Annotated in this window: 29 protein-coding genes; 18 read left to right on the top strand and 11 right to left on the bottom strand. The window is 66.2% G+C overall.

The window, feature by feature from the left end; genetic code table 11:
• Window positions 1–509 precede the first annotated feature (509 nt).
• Window positions 510–704, top strand: a complete 195-nt coding sequence (locus J5M67_RS26475; RefSeq protein WP_207888394.1) for a hypothetical protein — start codon at window positions 510–512, stop codon at window positions 702–704.
• Between the two features lie 364 nt (window positions 705–1,068).
• On the top strand, window positions 1,069–1,266 hold the full coding sequence (locus J5M67_RS26480) for a hypothetical protein (protein WP_207888395.1): 198 nt from the start codon (window positions 1,069–1,071) through the stop codon (window positions 1,264–1,266).
• A gap of 115 nt (window positions 1,267–1,381) precedes the next feature.
• On the opposite strand, the gene J5M67_RS26485 is transcribed toward J5M67_RS26480, so the two are convergent.
• Complete coding sequence (locus J5M67_RS26485) at window positions 1,382–1,705, bottom strand: hypothetical protein (protein WP_207888396.1); 324 nt, start codon at window positions 1,703–1,705, stop codon at window positions 1,382–1,384.
• Between the two features lie 282 nt (window positions 1,706–1,987).
• Here J5M67_RS26485 and J5M67_RS26490 point away from each other — a divergent pair, with 282 nt between their 5' ends.
• From J5M67_RS26490 to J5M67_RS29800, 5 genes are all read left to right on the top strand, one after another.
• Window positions 1,988–2,230, top strand: coding sequence for a hypothetical protein (locus tag J5M67_RS26490; RefSeq protein ID WP_207888397.1), 243 nt, complete (start codon window positions 1,988–1,990; stop codon window positions 2,228–2,230).
• A gap of 70 nt (window positions 2,231–2,300) precedes the next feature.
• Complete coding sequence (locus tag J5M67_RS26495; RefSeq protein ID WP_207888398.1) at window positions 2,301–3,185, top strand: LysR family transcriptional regulator; 885 nt, start codon at window positions 2,301–2,303, stop codon at window positions 3,183–3,185.
• 184 nt (window positions 3,186–3,369) lie between these two features.
• Window positions 3,370–4,206 carry a bifunctional allantoicase/(S)-ureidoglycine aminohydrolase gene (locus J5M67_RS26500; protein WP_152222109.1) on the top strand — a complete coding sequence of 279 codons (837 nt, stop codon included), beginning with the start codon at window positions 3,370–3,372 and terminating at the stop codon, window positions 4,204–4,206.
• A 183-nt stretch (window positions 4,207–4,389) separates the two neighbouring features.
• Window positions 4,390–4,725, top strand: a complete 336-nt coding sequence (locus J5M67_RS29675) for a hypothetical protein (protein WP_243434900.1) — start codon at window positions 4,390–4,392, stop codon at window positions 4,723–4,725.
• A 72-nt stretch (window positions 4,726–4,797) separates the two neighbouring features.
• Window positions 4,798–4,923, top strand: coding sequence for a hypothetical protein (locus J5M67_RS29800; protein ID WP_279381584.1), 126 nt, complete (start codon window positions 4,798–4,800; stop codon window positions 4,921–4,923).
• Between the two features lie 240 nt (window positions 4,924–5,163).
• Here J5M67_RS29800 and J5M67_RS26510 read toward each other — a convergent pair whose 3' ends face one another.
• Window positions 5,164–6,012 (bottom strand): CAP domain-containing protein, encoded by an 849-nt coding sequence (locus J5M67_RS26510; RefSeq protein ID WP_207888399.1) that lies wholly within the window; start codon window positions 6,010–6,012, stop codon window positions 5,164–5,166.
• A gap of 242 nt (window positions 6,013–6,254) precedes the next feature.
• Here J5M67_RS26510 and J5M67_RS26515 point away from each other — a divergent pair, with 242 nt between their 5' ends.
• The gene (locus J5M67_RS26515; RefSeq protein ID WP_207888400.1) at window positions 6,255–7,697 is read left to right on the top strand and encodes a sensor domain-containing diguanylate cyclase; all 1,443 of its coding nucleotides are present in this window, start codon (window positions 6,255–6,257) and stop codon (window positions 7,695–7,697) included.
• Between the two features lie 6 nt (window positions 7,698–7,703).
• On the opposite strand, the gene J5M67_RS26520 is transcribed toward J5M67_RS26515, so the two are convergent.
• Complete coding sequence (locus J5M67_RS26520) at window positions 7,704–8,003, bottom strand: putative quinol monooxygenase (RefSeq protein WP_207888401.1); 300 nt, start codon at window positions 8,001–8,003, stop codon at window positions 7,704–7,706.
• Window positions 8,004–8,171: 168 nt separating this feature from the next.
• Here J5M67_RS26520 and J5M67_RS26525 point away from each other — a divergent pair, with 168 nt between their 5' ends.
• Both J5M67_RS26525 and J5M67_RS26530 read left to right on the top strand, forming a co-directional pair.
• Window positions 8,172–8,765, top strand: coding sequence for an NAD(P)H-dependent oxidoreductase (locus J5M67_RS26525; RefSeq protein ID WP_207888402.1), 594 nt, complete (start codon window positions 8,172–8,174; stop codon window positions 8,763–8,765).
• Between the two features lie 352 nt (window positions 8,766–9,117).
• Window positions 9,118–9,399 (top strand): peptidylprolyl isomerase, encoded by a 282-nt coding sequence (locus tag J5M67_RS26530; RefSeq protein ID WP_152222096.1) that lies wholly within the window; start codon window positions 9,118–9,120, stop codon window positions 9,397–9,399.
• Between the two features lie 47 nt (window positions 9,400–9,446).
• On the opposite strand, the gene J5M67_RS26535 is transcribed toward J5M67_RS26530, so the two are convergent.
• Together J5M67_RS26535 and J5M67_RS26540 are read right to left on the bottom strand one after the other, a co-directional pair.
• Entirely contained in the window at window positions 9,447–10,079 is a 633-nt protein-coding gene (locus J5M67_RS26535) for a LysE family translocator (protein ID WP_207888403.1), read from the bottom strand.
• A gap of 212 nt (window positions 10,080–10,291) precedes the next feature.
• Window positions 10,292–10,948 (bottom strand): response regulator transcription factor, encoded by a 657-nt coding sequence (locus J5M67_RS26540; RefSeq protein ID WP_207888404.1) that lies wholly within the window; start codon window positions 10,946–10,948, stop codon window positions 10,292–10,294.
• Window positions 10,949–10,973: 25 nt separating this feature from the next.
• Between J5M67_RS26540 and J5M67_RS26545 the strand changes: the two genes are divergently transcribed.
• Both J5M67_RS26545 and J5M67_RS26550 read left to right on the top strand, forming a co-directional pair.
• Window positions 10,974–12,734 (top strand): hybrid sensor histidine kinase/response regulator, encoded by a 1,761-nt coding sequence (locus J5M67_RS26545; protein WP_207888405.1) that lies wholly within the window; start codon window positions 10,974–10,976, stop codon window positions 12,732–12,734.
• Window positions 12,735–12,885: 151 nt separating this feature from the next.
• Window positions 12,886–14,010, top strand: coding sequence for a PilT/PilU family type 4a pilus ATPase (locus J5M67_RS26550; protein WP_207888406.1), 1,125 nt, complete (start codon window positions 12,886–12,888; stop codon window positions 14,008–14,010).
• A 163-nt stretch (window positions 14,011–14,173) separates the two neighbouring features.
• On the opposite strand, the gene J5M67_RS26555 is transcribed toward J5M67_RS26550, so the two are convergent.
• Window positions 14,174–15,403, bottom strand: coding sequence for an SGNH/GDSL hydrolase family protein (locus J5M67_RS26555; RefSeq protein WP_207888407.1), 1,230 nt, complete (start codon window positions 15,401–15,403; stop codon window positions 14,174–14,176).
• 197 nt (window positions 15,404–15,600) lie between these two features.
• On the opposite strand from J5M67_RS26555, the gene J5M67_RS26560 reads away from it, so the two are divergent.
• Window positions 15,601–16,152 (top strand): hypothetical protein, encoded by a 552-nt coding sequence (locus tag J5M67_RS26560; RefSeq protein ID WP_207888408.1) that lies wholly within the window; start codon window positions 15,601–15,603, stop codon window positions 16,150–16,152.
• On the opposite strand, the gene J5M67_RS26565 is transcribed toward J5M67_RS26560, so the two are convergent.
• Both J5M67_RS26565 and J5M67_RS26570 read right to left on the bottom strand, forming a co-directional pair.
• On the bottom strand, window positions 16,149–17,054 hold the full coding sequence (locus J5M67_RS26565; RefSeq protein WP_207888409.1) for a YihY/virulence factor BrkB family protein: 906 nt from the start codon (window positions 17,052–17,054) through the stop codon (window positions 16,149–16,151). The genes J5M67_RS26560 and J5M67_RS26565 overlap by 4 nt on opposite strands.
• 173 nt (window positions 17,055–17,227) lie before the next feature.
• Window positions 17,228–17,662 carry a PGDYG domain-containing protein gene (locus J5M67_RS26570; RefSeq protein ID WP_207888410.1) on the bottom strand — a complete coding sequence of 145 codons (435 nt, stop codon included), beginning with the start codon at window positions 17,660–17,662 and terminating at the stop codon, window positions 17,228–17,230.
• A 183-nt stretch (window positions 17,663–17,845) separates the two neighbouring features.
• Between J5M67_RS26570 and J5M67_RS26575 the strand changes: the two genes are divergently transcribed.
• The 3 genes from J5M67_RS26575 (at window position 17,846) to J5M67_RS29805 (ending at window position 18,702) form a co-directional block, all read left to right on the top strand.
• Window positions 17,846–18,292: a hypothetical protein gene (locus J5M67_RS26575; protein WP_207888411.1), complete on the top strand. Its 447-nt coding sequence runs from the start codon at window positions 17,846–17,848 to the stop codon at window positions 18,290–18,292.
• An 11-nt stretch (window positions 18,293–18,303) separates the two neighbouring features.
• Window positions 18,304–18,492 (top strand): hypothetical protein, encoded by a 189-nt coding sequence (locus J5M67_RS26580; RefSeq protein WP_207888412.1) that lies wholly within the window; start codon window positions 18,304–18,306, stop codon window positions 18,490–18,492.
• Window positions 18,493–18,573: 81 nt separating this feature from the next.
• A complete protein-coding gene (locus J5M67_RS29805; RefSeq protein ID WP_279381585.1) occupies window positions 18,574–18,702 on the top strand; it encodes a hypothetical protein in 129 nt (42 codons plus the stop codon).
• 332 nt (window positions 18,703–19,034) lie between these two features.
• Here J5M67_RS29805 and def read toward each other — a convergent pair whose 3' ends face one another.
• Entirely contained in the window at window positions 19,035–19,574 is a 540-nt protein-coding gene (gene def, locus J5M67_RS26585; RefSeq protein ID WP_207888413.1) for a peptide deformylase, read from the bottom strand.
• Between the two features lie 219 nt (window positions 19,575–19,793).
• Between def and J5M67_RS26590 the strand changes: the two genes are divergently transcribed.
• Together J5M67_RS26590 and J5M67_RS26595 are read left to right on the top strand one after the other, a co-directional pair.
• Window positions 19,794–20,348, top strand: coding sequence for a magnesium transporter (locus tag J5M67_RS26590; protein WP_207888414.1), 555 nt, complete (start codon window positions 19,794–19,796; stop codon window positions 20,346–20,348).
• Between the two features lie 190 nt (window positions 20,349–20,538).
• On the top strand, window positions 20,539–20,952 hold the full coding sequence (locus J5M67_RS26595; protein WP_207888415.1) for a DUF5064 family protein: 414 nt from the start codon (window positions 20,539–20,541) through the stop codon (window positions 20,950–20,952).
• Window positions 20,953–20,957: 5 nt separating this feature from the next.
• Here J5M67_RS26595 and J5M67_RS26600 read toward each other — a convergent pair whose 3' ends face one another.
• Both J5M67_RS26600 and J5M67_RS26605 read right to left on the bottom strand, forming a co-directional pair.
• A complete protein-coding gene (locus J5M67_RS26600) occupies window positions 20,958–21,794 on the bottom strand; it encodes a S1 RNA-binding domain-containing protein (RefSeq protein WP_207888416.1) in 837 nt (278 codons plus the stop codon).
• A gap of 333 nt (window positions 21,795–22,127) precedes the next feature.
• On the bottom strand, window positions 22,128–23,897 hold the full coding sequence (locus J5M67_RS26605) for an ABC transporter transmembrane domain-containing protein (RefSeq protein ID WP_207888417.1): 1,770 nt from the start codon (window positions 23,895–23,897) through the stop codon (window positions 22,128–22,130).
• Between the last annotated feature and the right edge of the window lie 176 nt (window positions 23,898–24,073).

The raw sequence follows: 24,073 nt of genomic DNA on the forward strand, positions 1-24,073 counted from the left end.
ATGGCATCTCTCGTGTTCCAGGGCATGGTGTGGATTCCCGACAAGGCTGCTCGCCGGAAAGTGTCAACCATGTCCCCGCACACCTGTCAGCTATGTACCCGGTCCGTACACGGCGTTTGGAAGAAGTGACTCGCCCGAGGGGGCGAAACAAAATCTCTCAGCACACACCGAAGCGGCGCATGAACACCTCAGCCCAACCAGTTCGCGAGCAAGGACTGGGCGTCCCCTCGGTCCTACAGGCGCCGTCGTCGATTCCTGCGTGGCGCGTAAAAGTCCAGCCTGCCAAGCGGCAGAAATGGCGTAGGACGCCCTATCCGCGACATTGCGCACAAGACCGCCACTCAGGTTATTGAGGACCCGGATAGGAAAGTTCCGGCGCCCAAATAGGAATATAAAAGGGGCCGTCAGCGGCAGCAGCCGGCTTGCCACCGCTGTTCCGAATCCCTGCGGGGAGCGCGCAACCTTGCCGCCCACGCACAACCAGGGGCCACGCCCACAGGTACGAGACGATGAAACTACGCAAGGAAATCGAGACTGCGATTCGCGAAGCCAACGAAGACCGCGCCAATGCGGCGCTGGCCATCTGTCTGCTGCTCGAATCCAGATTGGGGCTGTCCGCACAGGGTTGGTTCGACGACGACCCGCTGCTGCAGAACGAGATCAACCTCCTGAAAGCCTCCGGGCGCCTCAAGGCCCAGGGCTGACCACCCGGCTTGCTCCGGGCGCGGCCGGCGGCTCCCACCGTGTCGCCGGCTCATCCGCCAGCAGTCCAGTCCGGCCGCTCGACGTGCAATACCGGTAGGTATTTTCCGAAGTCGGCGGGCCCGCCGGTCCCTTAAGACACCGTTAATCTGCCAAAGCGACCTTGGAAATCGTGGAGAACACCCGGCCTCCCCTCGCGCCACGCGCCGGCCGAGGATGCCGGGTGCCACGTTTCGTTCGAGCGGATGCGGCGGCGGCAAGACGCGTCGTCCTCCCGGTTCCACGTACCTATGCGACACCCACCGTGAGTTGCCCCACGCCTGGCGAGGGGCCATGCCATCCACCCCGGCGCTTAGGAATGACGAGATGAAACTGAGAAAAGAGATTGAGAATGCGATCCGCGAAGCCAGGGAAGACCGTGCCGCTGCCGCCCTGGCGATCTGCGCACTGCTCGATGAGCGACTGAACCTGGCCGCACTCGGCTGGCTCGACGATGACCCGCTGCTGCTGCAAACCCTCAGGAAGCCCCAGCCGAGCCCGATCCGGGTCCTTTCCGCCGCCTGACGAAACACCGGCCCCTGCCAGCCAGGGGCCTGCGCTGATTCCTCGGCAGAACGCTCAGCTCCCGCCTCATTGCGCAACGTGCGGTGGCAACAACCGCCACCGCCGCACTCCTGGCTTACTCGTTGCCGATCCGCGCGGTGTCGCTCAGGGCATTGCAGTTGGTGGTGTCGAGGCAATAGGTCAGGTAGGTCGCCTGCCGGCCGCAGCCGCGCACGCCGATGGTGTACTCGGTGCGCTGGTAGCCGAAGCGGGTATCCGTGACCTTGCTCGACAGCACGCTGGAATTCACCTGCTGGCAATTGAGCTCGAACTTCGCCCGCGACTCGGTGGCGTTGAGGGCGGCCTGCTGGTTGGCAGCGATGAACTGTTGATCGTTCATGCAGCCGGACAGCGCAGCGGCAATAGCCAGCAGAGGCAGAAGTTTGGAAGAACCTTTCATGGTGACGCTCCTTGTGATTCCACGGGGGTAAGTTCTGAGTGTGCAGAGTCTAGACGGCCTCTCCGGGGGCGTGCTGTGCATTGGCCACATAAATGTCACCAAGCGCACTCCGAGCCTGGCTTCGAAACGAGTAATGAGGCGCGGTGCATCGGCGTACAACCGCGAACGGTTGTACGCCCTACGCGCAGGTGACGGATGGCGCGGGTTTGCGAGCGAGCTCGCTCCTACAAATCTGTCGCCCTGATCTACGCTCATTGCTGTGCGATGCACAGGAGTGACGCAATGAGCACTGAAGGCAAGCTGAACCTCGACGAACTCAGCCTGGTCCCGCTGGAGCCGGACGAGGCGCCGCCGCCCGCATCCGCTGCGCCTGCCAAGCCGAAGTTCATGGTCGATACCCGCCACGGGAAGGATCGTCGCAGCGGCACGGACCGGCGGCAGAGCATCCGTTTCGAGGCGGACCGCCGCAAGGGCGACCGGCGTGCGGGCTCGGGTGATCCCTGGTCGAAGTTCACCGACAACTAGCAAGGGATGATTGCCGGCCCACAGGTGAGCTGCTAAAAGCGGAATCGACATTCAGAAAATAGATTCCGCCATGAGCGAAAGTGAAAAATCGAATACCCGCCTGTTCGACCTCGATCTGCTCCGGGCCATCGTCACGGTGGCCGATTGCGGCAGCTTCACCACGGCCGCCACGCGCCTGCACTCCACCCAGTCGACCATCAGCCAGAAGATTCGCCGCCTTGAAGAGATGGCCGGGCATCGCCTGCTGGAGCGCGGCAACCGCGACGTGCTGCCCACCGATGCCGGCGAGACGCTGCTGGGCTACGCGCGGCGCCTGCTGGCGCTGAACGACGAGATGGTCGAGGCGCTGTCCGGCGCCACGGTAGCGTTGACGGTGCGCATCGGCGTGCCGGATGACTTCGCCACCGGTCGCACCACCGAGCAACTGGCGGCCTTCAACCGGCGCTACCCGCAGGTGAAGCTGGAGGTCACCAGCGGCCTGAGCCGCGATATCTCCGCCAGCTACGACCGCGGCGAACTGGACCTGGTGCTGCTCAAGCAGCGGCAGAACGCCCGCGAGGCGGTGGCCTGCTGGCCGGAGAAAACGCGCTGGGTGGATAGCGCAAAGAATCCCTGCATCGAGCTGGACCCGCTGCCCATCGTGACCTTCCCGCCGCGCGGGGTGTACCGCGACGAGATGATCGCCGCGCTGGAAGCGGTGGGCCGGCGCTGGCACATCAGCTTCACCAGTTCGAGCCTTTCCGGCATTCAGTCGGCCATCGCCGACGGCATGGGCATCGGCCTGTTGCCGCAGCGGGCGGTGACGGCGGAACACGCGGTGCTGCCGAAGAACACCGGCCTGCCCTCGGTGGACGTGTTCGAGGTGGCGCTGCTGCATCGCCCGGCGGCGGACCCCAAGGTGAAGGAACTCGCCCGCGTGCTGTCGCGGGTTCTGGCCCAGGACACGCAGGGCTGAGCCGCGCGCTCACGCATTTGAAAAGTGAATACGGCGGATTCCAACATTTAATTTGTGCATGAACCCGCCGCTGGATATCGTGGCTCTCAGCGACGGACAACGCCCTGGCGGCGCACCGATCCGCACGAATTGTTCGACCCGGCGCCAGGCGCCGGGCAGCAAGACAACAATGAGGAAATCCCCCATGGCCAAAACCAGCTATTACGCGCCGCACGGCGGGCACCCGGCACAGACCGAGCTGCTCACCGACCGCGCGATGTTCACCGAAGCCTATGCCGTGATCCCCAAGGGCGTGATGCGTGACATCGTCACCAGCCACCTGCCCTTCTGGGACAACATGCGCATGTGGGTCATCGCCCGCCCGCTGTCCGGCTTTGCCGAGACCTTCTCCCAGTACATCGTCGAGCTGGCCCCCAACGGCGGCAGCGACAAGCCGGAGCAGGACGTCAACGCCGAGGCGGTGCTGTTCATCGTCGAAGGCGAGCTGACCCTGACCCTGCAGGGCCAGGTCCACAACATGCAGCCGGGCGGCTACGCCTTCATTCCGCCGGGCGCGGACTACAAGGTGCGCAACACCTCCGGCCAGCACACCCGCTTCCACTGGATCCGCAAGCACTATCAGAAGGTCGACGGCGTACCGCTGCCGGAAGCCTTCGTCACCAACGAGCAGGACATCGAGCCGAAGGTGATGCCGGATACCGAAGGCCGCTGGAGCACCACCCGCTTCGTCGACATGAGCGACATGCGCCATGACATGCACGTGAATATCGTGAACTTCGAGCCGGGCGGCGTGATTCCGTTCGCCGAGACCCACGTCATGGAACACGGCCTGTACGTGCTGGAAGGCAAGGCGGTCTACCGCCTGAACCAGGACTGGGTCGAAGTGGAAGCCGGCGACTTCATGTGGCTGCGCGCCTTCTGCCCGCAGGCTTGCTACTCCGGTGGCCCCGGTCGCTTCCGCTACCTGCTGTACAAGGATGTGAACCGTCATATGCGCCTGACCCTGAACCAGGCGCACTAAGCGACAGGTTCGGACGGGAAGTCCCCTCGGACTACCGCAGCGACACAGAAAAAACCGGCGCCCTGGCGCCGGTTTTTCTTTTGCGCATAGCCCATGCCGTGACCGGCCTCGCGTAGCAAGCCCACCCCAGTCTGCTAAAACGTCTGGCTGGAAACGTTTCGCAGCCGCCGAGGAAACAGGTACATGGAAGTCCGGTTCTTGCCACAGACCGAGTTCGACAATGTCCACTTCTACCGCGCCGTCACCCTGCTGATCCTGCTGGCGATGGCCGTCCTCACGCTGATCAAGGTGTTCAATGGCGTCGTTGCCCTGTTCTCCGCCCTGCCCCTCTGCCTGCTGCTGCTCGGCGGGCGCTTCGCGGTGGAATGGCGGCGGGTGTCGAAGGCGGAACCGGCGTTCATCGACAAGGGTGAGCTGGTGCTCTGCGGCCAGGACAGCCACCGGCAGATTGCCCTGGAGACGATCAGTTCGGTGCGCAGCCGCCACAGCCTGTTCATGGTGCGGCGCTACCGCTCCTAGTCGGAGCACCTGGCGTTTCTGGAGTTCACGCTGAATGACGGCGAGCGCGTCGCCACCCTCGCCGAGAGCGGCGTGCTGGAATTCCCGGCCGGTGCGGGCACGCTGAAAGCGGTCGAGGCGGCGATTCTGGCGGCGAAGGTGAAGGGACAGCGCCAGCAGGGCGATGCCGACGGCGGGAGCGCCGCCGGTCAGCGCTGAGGGATTGGCACCGTACGTACGCCGATTCAGCGTGGGCCGCCGTTGGTGTCGCGGTCCGATCTGGAGTGCCTTGAAGCCAAGGTCAATCGACGTATAACGCGGAGCGTTGTACTCCCTGCGGGAGAGACGCTCTCGTAGGAGCGGAGCTTCTCCGCGATGGTCGGCGCAGGCCGACTGCCTTTCGGCGGGTTCGCGAGCAAGCTCGCTCCTACAGGGGGATCGGTGCCGGCCGAAACACGCTTACTGCGCCCCGAACAGCGCCGTCCAGTAGATGCCCGCGTCGCTCTTCGGGTCGGCGGCGTAGGCCGCGCCCAGTTCGCGGAATTGCGGGTTCATCAGGTTGGCGCAATGGCCGGGGCTGGACAGCCAGCTGTCCACCACCTTGCGTGCGTTGCCCTGGCCGGCGGCGATGTTCTCGCCGATCTGCTGGAACGTATAGCCGCCCAGTTCGGCGCGGTCGCCAGGGGTGCTGCCGTCGCGGCCCTTGTGGTCGAAGTAGTTGTTGTTGGCCATGTCGCGGCTATGGCCTTCGGCGATAGTACCGAGGGTGGCGTTCCAGGTCAGCGCGGGGGCGTTGCCGAAGTTCTGTCCGCCGCACTGGCGCGCCTGGCCACGGGCGGCGTTGATGGCCTGCAGCAGTTGCTGGCCTTCGGCCTCCCAGGTACCGAGCTTGCCTTGCAGCAGCGGACGGCCAAGGAGAACGCGCCAGTCTTCGCCCTCGCGGCTTACGCCAACGTCGACGAACTGCGGGTCGAGCAGCACCTGGCAGAAGCTCTCCTGCAGGGCCTTCATCGCCGCGTTCACGTCGCGCGGGCCGGTGAGGCTGAGCATGCGCACGCTGCTCATCGGGTAGCCGGTCTGGTTCAACGCGGTCTTCCAGTCGCCGACGCCGGCGGGGATCGCCAAACGCTGCTCCACCGCCAGCGGCGGGAGAACCTGCGAGGCGCTGCCGGCGCAGGACTGCACCTCGCCACGGTAGGCGTTGATGGCTTCGACCAGTTGTTCCTGTTCGGCGGCGACAGCGAAGGTGGCGGACAGCAGCCCCAGCGACAACAGCAGGCTACGCGGGATGTAGGACGTGGCACCCATGCAGGATTCCCCTTGGCGAAATGGCGTACATGATGCGTGATTCTTTGGCGTTTGGCTGCGCTCGCGAGCGATCGGCACCGCGTCAGAACCGGTTGCAGCCTGATCGATGAGTTATTTCCCGCGGCGGCCTGATCTGCGACAAGGGTTGGTTCTACTTCGATTGCACCGCTTTCAGCCTGTCAGACAATGAAAGAAACCGAACGTTTTCCCAACAGCGCTCGAACAAGGCGGGAGGTGCTGCTGTGTTCTACCCGCGTCGTGTTTTCCTGATTACCGTCCTGCTGGCGGTGGCGGCCTCGCTGCTGGCCGGCTGGCACATGCTGCAGATGAGGCAGGATGCGCTGGCCTATGCCCACGCCAGCGGCAAGAACACCCTGATGCTGGTGGAACGGGACCTCCACCGAGACCTGGATGTGCATTGGCAAACCCTGCAAACGCTCGCCAACGTCATGGCCGGCCCGGCCACCCCCGAACTGTCCCGGCAGGTGTTGCAGGAACTGGTGCAGGGGCACGCCGCCGGGGCCGCGCAGGCCGGCACGCTGGTGGTGACCGATGCGAAGGGCCACCTGCTGGTGGACCTCAACCACCTTGGCGAGGCACACAAGGACCTGTCCCGGCGCGAGTATTTCCGGGGCGCGCGCGACTACCCTTCGCGCCTGTTCCTGAGTCATCCGTTCCTGCCCCCCTACCCGGGTACCTTGCCCAGCATCGCGCTCAGCCGTGCCGTGCAGGACAAGCACGGCAACTTCCTCGGCGTGGTCGCGGCGATCAAGGAACTGCGGCACCTGGAAACCTTCGTCCGTGAACTGGACCTGGGCAAGCGCGAGGTGGTGTCGATCCGCCTGCTCGACGGCACGGTCCTGGCCCAATGGCCGCCGGCGCCAGCGCGCGACAGCGAGGATGAGAGCAGGACGTTCCGCAGTTTCGTCGCCAGTGGCGAGAAGGAGTCTTTCAGCCAGCAGCCCTATGGTTCGGACGCTTACTGGCGAGGCTATCGGCGTGTCGGCGACTATCCGGTGACGGTCTCGGTCGAGTTATACCGGGAGGATATCTTCCAGACCTGGACCGGCCGCAACTGGACCACCAGCGGGCTGCTGCTGGCGATCAACGCCGCAACGCTCTTCTTCGCCTTCCGCCTGACCCGCCACCTGCGCCGCCGCGACGCCAAGGAAAACCGCCTGCGCACCGAGGCCGACACCGACCCGCTGACCGGCCTGCACAACCGCCGCTGGTTCGACGACAAGGCTCGACTCGAATGGCAACGCCGCCGCGACGGTGACGGCGACCTGGCGGTGCTGATGCTGGATATCGACCAGTTCAAGGCCTACAACGACCACTACGGCCACCCGCGCGGCGACCTGGCGCTGATCAACGTGGCGCACCTCGTCCGCCAGGGCTGCCGCCGCGAGAGCGACGGCGCGGCACGCTACGGCGGCGAGGAGTTCGTGGTCATCCTGCCCGGCTGCGATACCGCCGCCGCGGAACGCGTGGCCGAATCGATTCGCCGCGCCGTGGAGGAAACCGCCCTGCCCCACGCCAAGGGCGATCGCGGCGTGGTGACCATCAGTATCGGCGTGGCGAGCACCTCGGATACCCCGGCGGACAGCGTCGAAGCACTGGTCGCGGCGGCGGACGCGAATCTCTACGAGGCCAAGGCGGCGGGGCGCAACAAGGTGGTGGCGTGAAGCGGGTCAGCCCGCCAGCGGCACCATCACCTCGACTTCCTGGATGTCGAAATCGCGGCGCAGATAGTCCATGCGCTGCTCGTGGAATTCGCGCATGTGCGGCAGCGCCGTGTGCACGGCCAGGTGCTCGCGGCTCTGCCAGACCTCGAAGAAGGTGAACAGGGTCGGATCGCTGGCGTCACGCAGCATGTGGTACTGGACGCAGCCGTCCTCGGCACGGCTCGGTGCGAGGTAGGTGCGGAACAGGTTCTCGAAGGCTTCTGACTTTTCCGGACGGGTGTGGGCCTGGAGGATGAAGGCGTACATGGGCGTGGGCCTCGGGATGGCGGATGAATTCCCCTATCCTGACGCAAACCAATCAGCAGTATTCGTGAGTCTTGCGCACATATCCTTTGTCGGGGAACGGGTTTTTCCCGCGTGCACGCGTCGATATCCTGCCGCCATCCAGCATTCGTCACTTCGAGAGTCCTTCCCATGAAAAAGATCCTGCTGATCAATGGCGGCAAGCAGTTCGCCCATTCCGACGGCCGCTACAACGCCACCCTGCACGAAGCCGCCATCGCTTACCTCGACCGCGCCGGCTGCGACGTGAAGGAAACCTTCGTGAACGGCGGCTACGACGTGGCCGAGGAAGTGCAGAAGATGCTCTGGGCCGACGTGGTGATCTACCAGATGCCCGGCTGGTGGATGGGTGCGCCCTGGACCGTCAAGCAGTACATCGACGAGGTCTTCACCGCCGGCCACGGCAGCCTCTACGCCAACGACGGCCGCACCCGCTCCGACGCCTCGCAGAAGTACGGCAGCGGCGGCCTGCTGCACGGCAAGCAATACATGATCTCGGCCACCTGGAACGCGCCGCAGCAGGCCTTCGACGACCCGACCGATTTCTTCGAGGGCAAGGGTGTGGACGCGGTGTATTTCCCCTTCCACAAGGCCAACCAGTTCCTGGGCATGAGCCCGCTGCCGACCTTCCTCTGCGTGGATGTGATGAAGCGTCCGGATATCGAGGGCGATGTGGAGCGTTACCAGCGGCACCTGGCCGAGGTGTTCGGCACCCAGGCGTCATGAAGCGCCTTTCGTAGGAGCGAGCTTGCTCGCGAACGGACTTGCCGGCGGTTCCGGTGCTGGACTGATCGCGGACAGAGTCCGCTCCTACAAGAGCAGGTTCGCCTCGCAACAATTTGCCAGGACACGCCTCCGTAGGAGCGGACTGCGTCCGCGATTGAACCTCCCGACCACTCCGATGCCAGGCGGTTCGCGAGCAAGCTCGCTCCTACAAGAGCCGGGCCTTATTGCTCCGAGCTAGCCGGATGAACCTCGCAGGTCCAACATCGCCGCGCCACCGGGCACCCGGCATTGGGTTCCGCCCGCGAATCAGCTAGGCTTCGCCCTTTCCTACTGCCTGTTCAGGAGTTATCCCATGGCCCGTGCATCCGCCCGTCACATCCTGGTTTCCAGCGAAGCCAAGTGCAATGAACTCAAAGCTGCCATCGAAGGCGGCGCCGATTTCGCCCAGGTGGCCCGCGACAACTCCACCTGCCCGTCCGGCCGCAGCGGCGGCGACCTGGGCAGCTTCCGTCCGGGCCAGATGGTTCGCGAGTTCGACCAGGTCGTGTTCAGCGCGCCGCTGAACGTCGTGCAGGGTCCGGTAAAGACCCAGTTCGGCTACCACCTGGTGGAAGTGACCAGCCGCGAGGACTGATCCGCTCCGCCCGCGCCGTGCCCGTCGATGGGCGCGGCGCCCTGCCTTCACACCGGCCCGCCACGGGCTGCCAGCATTACCCCCAGCCCCACCAGTATCGAGCCGCATACCCGCGGCATCAGGCGCTTGCCGCGCCCTTCTCCCAGCACGCCGAGCAGCAGCGAGGCGAACAGTACGGCGAGCACGTCGGCGCTGGAGAACACCAGGTTGACGATCACCCCGAGGATGAAGAACTGCAGGCCCACCGGCAGACTGGCGGCCGGGTCGACGAACTGCGGCAGGAAGGTCAGGAAGAACAGCGCAGTCTTGGGGTTGAGCATCTCCACCACGATGCTGTCGCGCAGCACCTGCGGATGCGCCTCGGCCGCTTCTTCAGCACCTTCGAGCAGCCGGCGCTGGCCCAGGATCATCGAGCCGCCCAGCCAGATCAGGTAGGCCGCGCCGGCCAGCTTCAGGCCCAGGTACAAGGTGGGCGCATGGTGCAGCAGCGCAGCGAGCCCGGCGCTGGCGGCAAGGATGTGCACGTAGCAGCCCAGGTGGATGCCCAGCGCCGCATGCAGGCCGGAGCGGCGGCCGTGGGCGAGGGTCTGCGAGGTCATGTAGAGGATGGCGGGGCCTGGCATGCAGGCGAAGGCCAGGGTCGCCAAGGCGAACGAGGCCCAGTAGGCAGACTGCAGCATGATCTGATCCTTCCCTTGATCACGAATGATGGTCTGGCGCCTCACAAGGGAGCGGCGAGCCAGTGGCGGGAAGGTTAGGGACGTGGGCCGGTCAGGCACATACGGCAGTTGCCGTATTTTTTCTGCGCAAGAGCGGCGTTAGGCTGTGCTCCCACAGGTTGGAAGGAATCGACGGCATGCGCCCTCGCACGCGTAGTACGCACAGGCAAGGTTCAGGCGCTGGGGACTCCCAGACGTACGGCGTAGGCCGTCAGTTCCGCGGGGCTGTGCAGGTCGAGTTTGCGCATCAGGTTCTCGCGATGCTTGCGCACGGTGAGCGGGCTGATGCTGAAGTGCTCGGCGATTTCCCGTGCACTGCGGCCCTGGGCGGCAAGGGTGAGAATCTGCCGTTCACGCCGGGTCAGTTGCACCGCCGCCAGCAGGTTGGCTTCGTCGCGCGGGCGCACGTGGGGGCTGTCGAGGATGAAGCGCAGGCTGCGCGCCAGGTAGGTCTGCCCGGCACGCAGGGCGTCGATCGCCTCGAGCAGCTCGCTGGTTTCCTCGCCCTTGCTCAGGTAACCCTGCACGCCGGCGTCGAGTACCGAGCGCACGGTGGCCAGCTCGGTGTTGGCGGTGAGCACCAGGATCTTCAGGCGCGGGTGGCGCTGGCGCAGGTCGTGGATGACCTGCAGGCGGTTGAGCCCCGGCATGTTCAGGTCCAGCAGCAACAGGTCGGCCGGGCATTCCTCCAGCAGCGACTGCAGGCGGATGCTATCGCCGGCCTCGCCAACCACCTCGACCGCCTCCAGGGTCGAGAGCAACAGACGCAGTCCATCGCGCACGATGCCATGGTCGTCGGCGACCAGCACCCGCAAGCGCTTCCCTTCCATCGTTCGTCTCCTTGAGGCCATCGAAATGCACAGCAGCCCTCAGCAACGCGAACTGGTCGATCTGTTGTTCCGCCAGTCCTATGCCGTGCTCTTCGCCAACCTGGTGATACCGCTGCCGGTGCTGTACATCTTCCGCAACGCCCTGTCGCCGACGGCGATGGGGGTCTGGTTGGCCGCGCTCTACGTGCTCACGCTGGGACGGATTGTCCTGGCACGCGCGTACTTCCGGCAAGCCCCCGCGGGCACGCCGGGCAGGTATTGGCCGTGGACGGCCACGCTGCTGTCGTGGTTCAGCAGCCTGCTGTGGGGCTGGCTCGGCTGGGTGGGCTTCGCCCACGGCGACCCGCAGCTCTTCGCCTTCACCTGCATCGTGCTGACAGGGCTGGTGTGCGGCGCGGTGCCGTCGCTGTCGGCCTATCCGCCCGCCTATGTCGGTTCGCTCGCCGCCATGCTGCTGCCGCTGCTGGCGCTGTGTCTGAGCCGCCGCGACGAACAGTTCGCTACCTACAGCTTCTTCATCGCCTGCCTGGCCGGGGTGAACCTGTACTACAGCCGGGTCACCTACCGCAGCCTCTGCGAAACCGTCCGCCTGCGCCTGGAGAACTCGGAGCTGGTGCAGGACCTCAAGGAGCAACGCGACCGCGCCCAGGCCGCCGACCATGCCAAGACGCGGTTCCTCGCAGCCGCCAGCCATGACCTGCGCCAGCCGATCCACGCCCTGGGCCTGTTCGTCGGCGCGCTCGCCTCGCTGGCCGAGCGCGGCCCGGTGGACGCCCTCAAGGCGCGGGACATCGCCACGCGCCTGCGCGCCATGCTCGGCAACCTGGGCAGCCTGCTCAACGGCCTGCTGGACATCTCCCGACTCGACGCCGGGGTGGTGCCGCTGGCCCGCGAGCCCATCGCCCTGCAGCGGCTGTTCACCGACCTGCAACTGGAGTTCGCCGGCACCGCCGCTGAGCGCTGCCTGCGCTGGCGGGTGTGCGGCAGCCGGCTGTGGGTGGACAGCGACCCGGTGCTGCTCAAGCGGCTGCTGGACAACCTGCTGGCCAACGCCTTCCGCTACACCCACAGCGGCGGCGTGCTGCTGGGCTGTCGCCGCCACGGCCAGGAAGTGGAAATCCAGGTACTGGACAGCGGCATCGGCATCCATCCCAGCCAGCAGGAGATGGTTTTCGAGGAGTTCGTCCAGCTGCACAACGCCGAGCGCGACCGCAAGCAGGGCCTCGGCCTGGGCCTGGCCATCGTTCGCCATACCGCCCGCCTGCTCGGCCACCCTCTGCGCCTGCAATCGCAGCCCGGACGCGGCTCGCTGTTCGCGGTCCGCCTGCCCCTGGTGCAGGCACCGGCTGCCAGCCCGGCCACCTGTCCCCTGCCCGAAGAGCCCGACACCAAAGGCCTGGGCATCATGGTGGTGGACGATGAGCGCGACGTCCTGCACGCCCTCTGCAACCTGCTGGAGGTCTGGGGACATCGCGTCTATCCAGGCACCACGGCGCTGCAGGCCTGCCAGCGGCACATCGAAGCCAGTCATCGCGGCCCGGCGCCCGTCCATCTGATCCTCACCGACTACCGGTTGGGCGAGGGGCAGACCGGCGAGGAAGTGATCCGGCGTATCCGCAGCTACCTGTCGCGCAAGGTGCCGGCGCTGATCGTCACCGGCGACACCTCGCCGGAGCGCCTCCGCGAAGCGACCGCCCACGGTTATCGCCTGCTGCACAAGCCGCTGGATACCGACCAGCTACGGGAGGCGCTGGGCGTCAGCCAGCAGCAAGCGGAAACGGCCTAGCGCTAAGGTCGGGCCTCGCAATCCCGTGCGGTGCGTCAACGCAGACTCCTCATACCTTTCCTACGCTCGCGCCCTACAACCTGCGTCCCGGCTAGTCTGAATACAGACGTGCCCTGACCGCCGGGCCCACCGCCGAACGAAGGATGTTCCCATGAGCACTGCCAGCGCCACCGCCCTGCCCGATGTCTTCAGCTACCTGGCCCAGCTGCCACAGAACGCCGGCTCCGACATGTTCTTCAGCGTCGGCGCGCCGCCGCACCTCAAGATCGAAGGGCACAGCCGGCCGGTGGGCGAGCGCGCGCTGGCCACCGGCGAAGTGAAGACCCTGGCCTGGCAATTGATGACGCCCGAGCAGGTGACGGAGTTCGAACGCGACCTGGAGATGAACCTGGCCATCAGCGTGGCGGAGCTGGGCCGCTTCCGCGCCAACATCTACTACCAGCGCGGCGAGGTGGCGATGGTGGTGCGGCTGATCAAGCAGGTGATTCCGGACGTGGCAACCCTCGGCCTGCCGCCGATCCTCGACAAGCTGGCAATGCAGGATCGCGGACTGATCCTGGTGGTCGGCGCGGCCGGCGCAGGCAAGTCCACCACCCTGGCGAGCATGCTGGACTTCCGCAATCGCCACCGCTCCGGGCACATCGTCTGCATCGAAGACCCGATCGAATTCCTCCATTCTCACCAGAAGTCGATCATCGACCAGCGCGAGGTGGGCCTGGATACCCACAGCTACGCCGACGCCCTGCGCAACGTGCTGCGCGAGGCGCCGGACGTGATCATGCTCGGCGAAATCCGCGACGCGCCGACCATGCAGAACGCCCTGCACTACGCCGAAACCGGCCACCTGTGCGTGGCCACCCTGCACGGCACCAGTTGCCGCCATGCCATCGAGCGCATCACCCGCTTCTTCCCCGACGAAGCCCGCCCGCAGGTACTCGCCGACCTGTCGCAGAACCTGCTGGCACTGATCGGCCAGCGCCTGGTCCCCGGCACACGCCAGCGCCGCGCGGTAGCGGTGGAACTGATGCTGGGCACGCCGCACATTCGCGGCATCATCCAGCGCGACGAGCTGCCGGAGCTCAAGGGCGCGGTGGAGCGCGCATTGGAAAGCGGCATGCAGAGCTTCGACCAGAGCCTCTACAAGCTGCTGGAGGAAGGTCGCATCAGCGTCTCCGACGCGCTCAAGTTCGCCGACTCGCGCACCGACCTCGCGCTGAAGATCAAGCTGGAACGCGGGATGGACGACGACAGCATGGGCTCGGTGTTCGGGGCGTAGGGCGCTCCCAGCCCGGCAGCGAGACCGTTACACCGCAGACACGAACGCTCACGCAGGGCGTATGACGGCCGACGTGACACGTCGCGTGGCCTTGATCGCAGGCCACCCCGAATCCTACCTCCGCGTCGATGGTCAGAATCGGTAGTACGCCCGCCAAAGCCCCTCACAGGCCCTGCAGCAACGCATCCAGGTCCACGCTTTCGGCCATCGCCCGGTTCCCGGCATCCCCCGGGTGCAGGTGATCGCCGCTGTCGTAGGCCGGCAGCAGGCGCAACGGCCGTGCCGGATCGCGCAGGCGGGCATCCAGGTCGATCACCGCATCGAACTCTCCGCTTTCGCGTATCCAGCGGTTCACCTGCTGGCGCAATGCTTCCTTGTTGGCCGCGTGGTAGTTCTCCACCACCGATCCGCTCAACGCCCGCTCGAACGGCAGCAGGGTCGCTCCGACGATACGCACGCCCCGCACATGGGCCTGGGCGATGAGCTGACGGTAGCCCGCCACTAGGTCCTCGAACTGCACCAGCGGGTTGTTAGGCGCGAAGGTGCTGCCGGGCCAGGAGATGTCGTTGATGCCCAGCAGGACGATGGCCGCCTTCACCCCCGGCTTGTCCAGCGCATCGCGTTCGAAGCGCACCAGGGCGCTCTGCCCCATGCCGTCGGAGAGTAGCCGCGCGCCGGAGATACCGGCGTTGATCACCCCTACCTTGCGCGTGGCCAGGCGCTGCGCCAGCACGTCCGGCCAGCGCTGGTTGCCGTCGAGGCTGGCGCCGCGGCCGTCGGTGATGGAGTCGCCCAGCACCGCCACCACCGGGCGCGGCTCGACGGACTCCACCAGCACATCGGCGAGGAACAGCCGCGCTTCCACCTTGCCCTCCGGCGGCAGGCGTACGGCGTCGACCTGCTCGCCCGGCTCGCCATAGACGCGCTGCTTGCCGTCCCAGTGGAAGCTCTCGATGACGGTCGGCTGCGGCAGGTAGAGCGATACCGTCAGCTCGCCCAGCGCCGGCACGGCGAGATCCAGCGGGTCGCTGAGCAATTGGGCGCCGGGAGCGATATAGGCCGTGGGCTGGCCGGAAAAGGTCAGGCGGTGACTGGCACCGCCCAGGCGACCACCCGGCGCGGCCAACGCCACCGCCGCGCCGCCAATGGCCACCGGCTGGCTGCCGTAGGTGTTGGACAAGGCGATGCGCAGCCGGCGCCCGCCCAGGCTGACCTTCACCACCTGGCGCAACGTATGGTTGCCGATCACCGCCGGCACGCCCACCGGCAGCGGTACTTCCCTGCCCCAGGTGCGCTGCGGACTGGCGCTCCAGGTGGCTTGCCAGTGTCCGTCCTCGGCCAGCACCAGGGGCGCGACCAGCGCGATCAGTGCAACGAACAGCAGTCGTCTCATGGAAATTCCTCAAGCTCGGCAGGCCGCTCTACCCATCCCGCCAATGCCCGCCACTTTTCGATTTACCGCTCCACCACCGGCCGCACTTGCCCGGTTTCGAAGCCGTGCGAGAGCGTAGCGGCTATGCTGATGGCCAATAGACAGAACCGGCGCACACAGACCGGTCGATTTCTGCCATTCGCTTCCGGGGGACTTCCATGGGCAAGCCTCAACCGCCTTACCTGACGGCCATGCTGGGCATTTCGTTGCTGCTGGCCGGCTGCTCCAGCGCCACCATCGCGCCCTGCGAGGCGTCCATGGGCAGCCAGCGCTGTCATGTCGAGCGCCTGCTCTACCGTAACGACATGCTGCAGGCGAAGATGCTGATCGCCTCCGGCGACCCGGGCAACTACGAACTGGCGGGCGCCCTGCTCGATCGCGCCCAGCCCTTCGATGAACGCGGCGAAGTGAGCTTCTACAAGGCGCTGCTGAAGATCAAGGAAGGCCCACAGGTGAGCGAAGTGCTGCCGCTGCTGGAGCACGCCGCCGACGCCGGCCAGCCCTATGCCGTGGCGCTGCTGTACAAGGTCTGGTCCGAGCCCTATCTGGTGGCGCAGGCCAATCCGGGCAAGGCCCTGCGCTACCGGCGCGCCTACTCGGGACTGGACGTGGCCCGCAGCGGCTATCCCTCCTTCGAGCAGTCGCTGATGGTCGTCGACAACCTGCTGGCGCCGCCGCCCGCGCTCGCCAGCCAGCAGGTCCGCCGCTAACGCTCGTCCGGCGCCGGAGCGGGCTGCTCGACGGTCCGCTCGCCTGCCCCCTTGTCGTGGGGCAAGTGGAGATCGATCACCGCATTGAGCTCCGCCCCCAGCAACAGCACCGCCGAGGAAATGTAGAAGTACAGCAGCAGGACGATGATGGCGCCGACGCTGCCGTACATGGCGTTGTAGTCGGCGAAGTTCTTCACGTAGAAACCGAACCCCAGGGACGCGGAAATCCACAGCACCACCGCGAGCACCGAGCCGGGGGTGATGAATCGGAACCTCTGCTTCACGTTGGGCGTGACGTAGTAGATCACCGCTACCGCCATCATCATCAGCAGCACGATGACCGGCCAGCGCAGCACGCTCCAGAGCAGCACCACGTAGTCCTCCAGCCCCACCCGCGCGGCGATCCAGCCCATGACCTGCGGGCCGAGGATCATCAGCGCGGCGATGACCAGGAGCATGCCGACGATGCCGAAGGTGTAGAGCACCGACAGCGGCACGCGCTTCCACGCCGGCCGCCTCTCGCGCACGTCGTAGGCCGCATTCAGCGCGGTCATCAGCGAGCGCACCGCCGCCGAGGACGACCACAGCGCAATAATGATACCGATCGACAGCAGGCCGCCCTGGCGCTGCTGCAACTGGTCGATCACCGGATTGACCTGCTCCAGCGCCTGCGCCGGCAGCACATAGTCGGCCTGCCCGCGCAGCCAGTCGAAGAACTCCGGCAGGTGCAGGAAGCCCAGCAGGGCAATGAGGAACAGCAGAAAGGGAAACAGCGAGAACAGCCCCTGGTAGGCCAGCGCGGCGGCATAGGTAGGCATCTCGTCGTCGAGAAAGTCCTTCACCGTCAGGCTGATCAGTTTCCAGGGACCCAGGCTCAGCCCCCGCATATCCATGAATCGCATCCCGCTCCGTCCTTCTGCTGGCTGGCCCGCCGGCCGTTGGTGCAGGGTGGACCTGCGCGACGCGGGCAAAGTTGCATTTGAAAGCGCGGCGCAGAGCGCCCGCCAGGACAGACCATAGCCGCTGGGCGCCGTTCAGTGCCAGCAGGAGGGGCGCACGGTGTGCGAAGGAAGGCTCAGTCGGCCAGGCGATAGACCTTGGCGAATCGCGCCGCCTTCACCACGCCGTAATCGCCGGGCGCGTACTGCATCACCCAGTCGCCAGCCGCGCCGGTCAGGCGGTCGCCGCCTGTCGAGCGCAGGAGGCTGAACTCCTCGTCCATGCGCCGGGCGAGCACCACCGTCGGCCGATTGCGATAGGCGCCGGGCTCGCCATGGGTGAGCGCCGCGTCGGCGGGCAGGTACTTCGGATCGAAACGCTCGCGGGAGACGACCCAGCGTTCGCCCGTCGCGCTGCTGATGATCGCATCGCCGGGGGCATAGCGGTTCGGGCCTTCCAGGCTCATCAGCTCACCGGGCGCCACGGCGAATTCGACGGTGACGGTTTCGTCCTTGACCACGCGCTGCGCGGCGGAATCGGTGGAGAGATCGAGTTGAGTCAGTTCGAGCATGGCAGCGGGCCTGCCTCCGGATGGGCGTGAGGGGTGAGACGGGAGCGACGCCCGGCTCGTGCGGTGTGCAAGAGTAATCGGAAAGAACAGCCGCCGCGACTGGCCAGGCGGAACACCGCGCCATGGCCTATAAACTTCCTGGCGCTTCCGCGTCCCACTTCTCTCGCCGTACAGGAAAACCGCATGCCGATCCGTCTGATTCCCCGCCTTGCCCTGCCCCTCCTGCTGCTGGCCAGCGTCGTCGTACAGGCCGACGAGGCCGCCGATGAAGCCAAGTTCCTCCAGGACTCGGTGACCTACTTCGACCAGGTCACCCGCACCAACCTGCCGCACAAGGTGGACAAGGTCACCACCCTCAACAGCGTGCAACTCGACCCGGCGAAGAAGATGCTGTATTACCGCTACGCGATTTCCAGCCTGCGCCTGGACCAGATGGACCTGGGCGCCCGCGCCAAGTTCGAGAACGGCCTGAAGACGCAGCTGGAAGGCACCACCTGCCAGCAGACCGACCTGCTGCAGCGCTTCCGCGAGCACCACCTGAGCGTCACCCACGAATACACCGGCAGCGACGGCAAGCCGCTGGCCAGCATCACCATCGACCCGCAGACCCTGAATTGCGCCAAGAGCTGATCCCCCGCCCCATGAGTCGCGCCGACTACCACCAGGAACACGCCCAGCGCGCCGAGGCCGAAGCCCGGCGCCTGCTGGCCGAGCGCGAGGCCATGGGTGCGCGCTGGCTGCCCTGGGTGGCCACCGAGCTGTACCGCCTGACGCCGCCCCACTACGCGGCGATGGTGCGCCGCGAGCTGGAACGCCTCGCCAGCGGCTGAACGGCGAGGCGGCATGCCGTCCGAAGGCTATGCTGTAGCTGTCCGCCCTCGGATCGAGGGCGTCCCGTCGGAGGACAGGTCATGAAAGGTCTCGACGCGAAAAAGCAAAGCAAGAAGAAGCCGCTGAAAACCGCACATGAAAAGCGTATGGCCAAGCGGCAGAAGAAATCCGGCAAGACACTGCTGGGCACCCCGCAGCAATCGTCGTGAGGGCACGCCCCTCGTCACGCGGATAGCCTTGGGAGAGGCTATCCGCTTATCGAATTCAGTCCCGTGAGCCCATGCGCTTGCGGGCAACCCCGGCATCAAGCGATTCGCGGGCATGGCCCGTTCCTACAGGGGCCTCGGAAGGTTTTTGTAGGAGCGGGCCATGCCCGCGAAAAGCGCCAATAGGCGCCCCCATGAACGGTTGCACGCCCCTCGCATCGAACCCGCTCTCGTAGGAGCGGACTCCGTCCGCGATCAGCCCCTGCGCCAGAACATCGCGGACAAAGTCCGCTCCTACAAAAGCGCAGTCACCGACAGGACGGCACCCGCCTATCTCAGTCATCCGCCTTCGGATCGAGCCCCGGGAACAACACCTCGGTAAATCCGAACTTGCTGAAATCGGTGATCCGCGACGGGTACAGCCGGCCGATCAGGTGATCGCACTCGTGCTGCACCACACGGGCATGGAAGCCTTCGACGCTGCGGTCGATCGGCTGTCCCTGCGGGTCGACGCCCTGGTAGCGGATGCACCGGTATCGATTCACCGCGCCGCGCAGGCCCGGCACCGACAGGCAGCCTTCCCAGCCCTCCTCCAGTTCCTCGCCGAGCGGCGTGATCACCGGGTTGAGCAGGATGGTCGGCGGCACCGCCGGGGCATCCGGGTAGCGCTCGCTGCGCTCGAAGCCGAAGATCACCAGCTGCAGGTCCACGCCGATCTGCGGCGCAGCCAGGCCGACGCCGCCGACGTGGTGCATGGTCTCGAACATGTCGTCGATCAGCGTCCGCAATTCGGCGCTGCCGAACATCGACGCGGGCACTGGCGGCGCCACACGCAGCAGGCGTTCGTCACCCATCTTGAGAATCTCGCGGATCATCTCGCTCTCGCCCCTGGACTGGCTGGAAAGCGGCATCCTCGGCCATGCGCGGGCATCGTGCAAGCCAGGCGACCACTGGGCCCCCGCACCACGGGGCCACCCCGCCGGTGCTAGACTCAACTCTGACGAAATTCAGCAAATGGCGGCGATCTGCCGGAATTCACGGTAGATCCCTGTCAAACCCAGGGGGTTTTGACCGGTTGGGGGCGGAGGTTCGTCATGAACAGGCATTACTACATCAGCGACAACCTGGACGACCTGGAAACGGTCGAACAGGAGCTGGCGCAAAGCGGCATCAGCCTGGAGCAAATGCACGTGCTGAGCGATCAGGATGCCGAGCTGAAGGATCATCGGCTGCACCAGGTGCCGTCGATGATGAAACAGGACGTGGTGCACTGGGGCAAGGTCGGCCTGCTGATCGGCGCCATGCTGGCGGTGCTGGTACTGGTGGTGGGCTACTTCAGCGGCTGGACGCAAACCGCCGCGGGCTGGATTCCGGTACTGTTCCTCGCCGCGGTGCTGATGGGCTTCAGCCTGTGGGAAGGCAGCTTCGTCGGCCTGCAACGCCCCAGCGGCGACGTGCGCCGCTTCGAGCCCAGCCTGCATGCTGGCCAGCATGTGTTCTTCGTCGACGTGAAGCCCGAGCAGGAGCCCGTGCTGGACATGGTGGTGCGCCATCACCCACGTCTGGAGATCGCCGGCTTCGGCGCGGCCATGCCGAGCTGGCTGGTGTCCGTCGAACACGCCTGGAATCGCTTCCGTCACATGATGTGACGCGCAGGCGCCTCCCCTGCCGCGCCGCCCGGGCGCCGCGGAGAGGCGTCGTGCGGCTGGATTCGCCCCGCCTTGATACATATCAGGCCGATCCGTGCGCCCAGGCTCGAAACTGAGTCCTCGAAAGCAACGGAATCAGGCGTCAAGGCAGGCCGCGGCCTGCGGCGCCAGCATTCGCCAGGAGGACTCCATGCCCCGACCTGCGCAGATCATCATTCGATCCAGCCCGGGCATCGACCGCCAGCACTATCTCATCCGCCTCGACTACCAGGTGGAGAACCCGGCCAGCCGCGATGCGCGAGTGAAGTTCCAGCTGGACGGCGAGATCGACGGCCAGCCGTTCGTTGATGACTTCGAACTGCCCGGCGACATCGCCTTCAACTTCGCCAGCAGCGCCTCCCGCCTGCTGCGCCGCCACGGCCTGCGCCTGTGCCAGGGAGCGGTGGTGCGTTTTCGCAAGGAGCACGACCAGGTCTTCGACGACCTGCGCCGCCAGCTTGGCGCCGAACCCGGCAAGCCGGTGGACCTGCAGCGCATGGCATCGCTGGCGCCGGTGCAACCGCGTTGCGCGGTTGCCGAATCCATCGTGCGCGGGCGTGGCTGAGCCGTTCAGACCAGCTCGATACCGTCGTCGAGGATGGTGATCAGGCCCTGCTTGTAGAGGCCGCCGATGGCCTTCTTGAAGTTGCCCTTGCTGACGCCGAACTGCTGCGCGATCAGCTCCGGCGGGCTCTTGTCACTCAGCGCCAGCCGGCCGCCAGCGTCGCGCAGGGCCTTGAGGATCTGCTCGCTGAGTGCATCGGACAGGCCGGCGCCGGCCGGTTGCAGGCTCAGGCTGATCTTGCCGTCGGCGCGCATTTCCTTGATGTAGCCGGTCTCGCGCAGGCCGTTGCGCATGAATTTGAAGACTTCGTTCTTGTGGATCAGGCCCCAGTGCTTGCCGTCGATGATGGCCTTGTAGCCGAGGTCGGTGCGCTCGACGACGAGCAGGTCCACCTGCTGCCCAACCTTGTAATTGGCCGGGGTGTTGTCCAGGTAGCGGTCCAGGCGCGCGGTGGCGGTGATGCGGCGGGTGCGTTCGTCGAGGTAGACGTAGACCACGCAGTAGTCGCCAACCTGTAGCGGGCGCTTCTCTTCGGAGTGCGGCAGGAGCAGGTCCTTGGGCAGGCCCCAGTCGAGGAACAGGCCGACGCGGTTGACCTCCACCACCTTGAGGCTGGCGAAGCCGCCGACCTGCACCTTGGGCTTCTGGGTAGTGGCGATCAGGCGATCTTCGCTGTCCAGGTAGATGAACACGTTCAGCCAGTCGCCCACCTCGGTGGGTTCGTTCTTCGGCACATAACGCTTGGGCAGCAGGATTTCGCCATGGCTCTCGCCATCCAGGTAGAGACCGAAATCGGTGTGCTTGGCCACCTGCAACGAATTGAACCGACCTATGACTGCCATGACGCTTACCTCGTGAACGGGGCGGGCATTCTACGCGCATTGGCGTCTGATGGCTGCCGCCGGTTACCGGATTAAGCCAGATCTGAACCTGTAGGAGCGCGCCATGCGCGCGAATCGCGGGCATGGCCCGCTCCTACAGAGGAAACTCGCGCCGCGCCTGTCGATTTCTGTAGGAGCGGACTCCATCCGCGATTGGGTTCGGTGCCGTGCGGTTCGCGAACAAGCTCGCTCCTACGAAAAGCGCGCCGGTGCCATACCTGTAGGAGCGAGCTTGCTCGCGAACAGATTCCGCTCCGGTGCCAATCGCGAGCGAAGACCAGACATCTCCCGGCCCTACACATCCTGTGCCTGCCCGAACTGTAGCTCGGCCAGGCGCGAATACAGTGGACTGCTGTTCACCAATTCGGCATGCCGCCCCAGCGCCACCAGCCGGCCGTGGTCGATCACGGCGATACGATCGGCGTTCAGCACGGTCGCCAGCCGGTGCGCGATCACCAGCGTGGTACGGCCGCTCATCAGCCCCGGCAGCGCCTGCTGGATCAGGTGTTCGCTCTCCGCGTCGAGCGCGCTGGTGGCTTCGTCCAGCAGCAGGATCGGCGCGTCCACCAGCAGCGCGCGGGCAATTGCCAGACGCTGGCGCTGGCCGCCGGAAAGCCCCTGGCCGCTCTCGCCCAGGTGCGTCTGGTAGCCCTGCGGCAGACGCAGGATGAATTCGTGTGCATGGGCGGCGCGGGCGGCGGCTTCGACTTCGGCGTCGCTGGCATCGGGGCGGCCGTAGCGGATGTTTTCCTCCACGCTGCCGAAGAATAGCGCCGGGCTCTGCGATACCAGGGCAAAGCTGCGCCGCAGGTCGGCAGGGTCGAGCTGGGCGATGGCTTGGCCGTCGATGCGGATGCGCCCCTGCTGCGGATCGTAGAAGCGCAGCAGCAGGTCGAACAGCGTGGACTTGCCGGCGCCGGAAGGCCCGACCAGCGCCAGGGTTTCCCCGGCCTCGACACGCAGGTCGATGCCATCGATGGCCCACTGTTCCGGGCGCGACGGATAGGCGAAGCGCACCCCTTCCAGCGACAGGCTGCCGCCGACCCGCTGCGGCAGCTTCAGCACGCCGCTGGCTGGCGTGTGGATATCACTGCGCGCCCGCAGCAGCTCGGCGATGCGCTCGGCCGCGCCGGCGGCACGCTGCAGCTCGCCGATCACCTCGCTCAGGGTGCCGAAGGCCATGCCGACGAGCAGGCTGTAGAACACGAAGGCCGCCAGCTCGCCGGCGGTGATCCGCCCGGCGATCACGTCCATGCCGCCGACCCAGAGCATCACCCCCACTGCGCCCAGCACCAGCAGGATCACCACGCTGACCAGCCAGGAGCGCTGCAGGATGCGCCGCCGCGCGGTATCGAAGGCCTGCTCGACGGTTTCGCCGAAGCGCTGACGATCCTGCGCCTGGTGGTTGTAGGCCTGCACCGTCTTGATCTGGCCGAGGGTCTCGCCGACGTAGCTGCCGACATCGGCGACGCGGTCCTGGCTCTGCCGCGACAGGCTGCGCACCCGGCGGCCGAACAGCAGGATCGGCGCGATCACCAGCGGCAGCGAGGCGACCACGATGCTGGTCAGCTTGGCATTGGTGATGAACATCAGCGCCACGCCGCCGATCAGCATCAGCGTGTTGCGCAGCGCCATCGACAGCGAAGAGCCGATCACCGTCTGCAGCAGCGTGGTGTCGGCGGTCAGGCGCGACTGGATCTCCGAGGCGCGGTTGTTCTCGTAGAAGCCCGGATGCAATTCGACCAGATGGTCGAACACGCGTCGGCGGATGTCGGCGACGAAGCGCTCTCCGATCCATGAAACCAGGTAGAAACGCACGAAGGTGCCCACCGCGAGCCCCGCCACCAGCACGAAGAAGACCCCGATGGCGCGGTTGAGCAGCGCGGCGGACTGGGTGACGAGGCCCTGGTCCACCAGCATGCGGATGCCCTGCCCCAGCGACAGGGTGATAGCTGCGGTGAACAACAGGGCGACCAGCGCCCCCAGGGCACGCCAACGATACGGAGCGAGGAACGAACGGGCCAGGCGCAACGCGTTGCGCTGGCGGGACGACAACAGGCGCATTGGGCGACTCGATGCTCGCGTCAGGGCCTCCGAGCGTAGCACCGCCGACCCCGCACAGGCGACGGCTGGCGCGGTGTGGAACCATTCGTGCCATAACCGCCCCGAAGAGTGCTCATTTCGTGTACAATGGGCGGCCAATTTGCGCAGACAGGTATGGCAGATATGACCACCAAGCC

It is taken from the genome of Pseudomonas sp. 30_B (assembly GCF_017491605.1).
Classification (GTDB): domain Bacteria; phylum Pseudomonadota; class Gammaproteobacteria; order Pseudomonadales; family Pseudomonadaceae; genus Pseudomonas.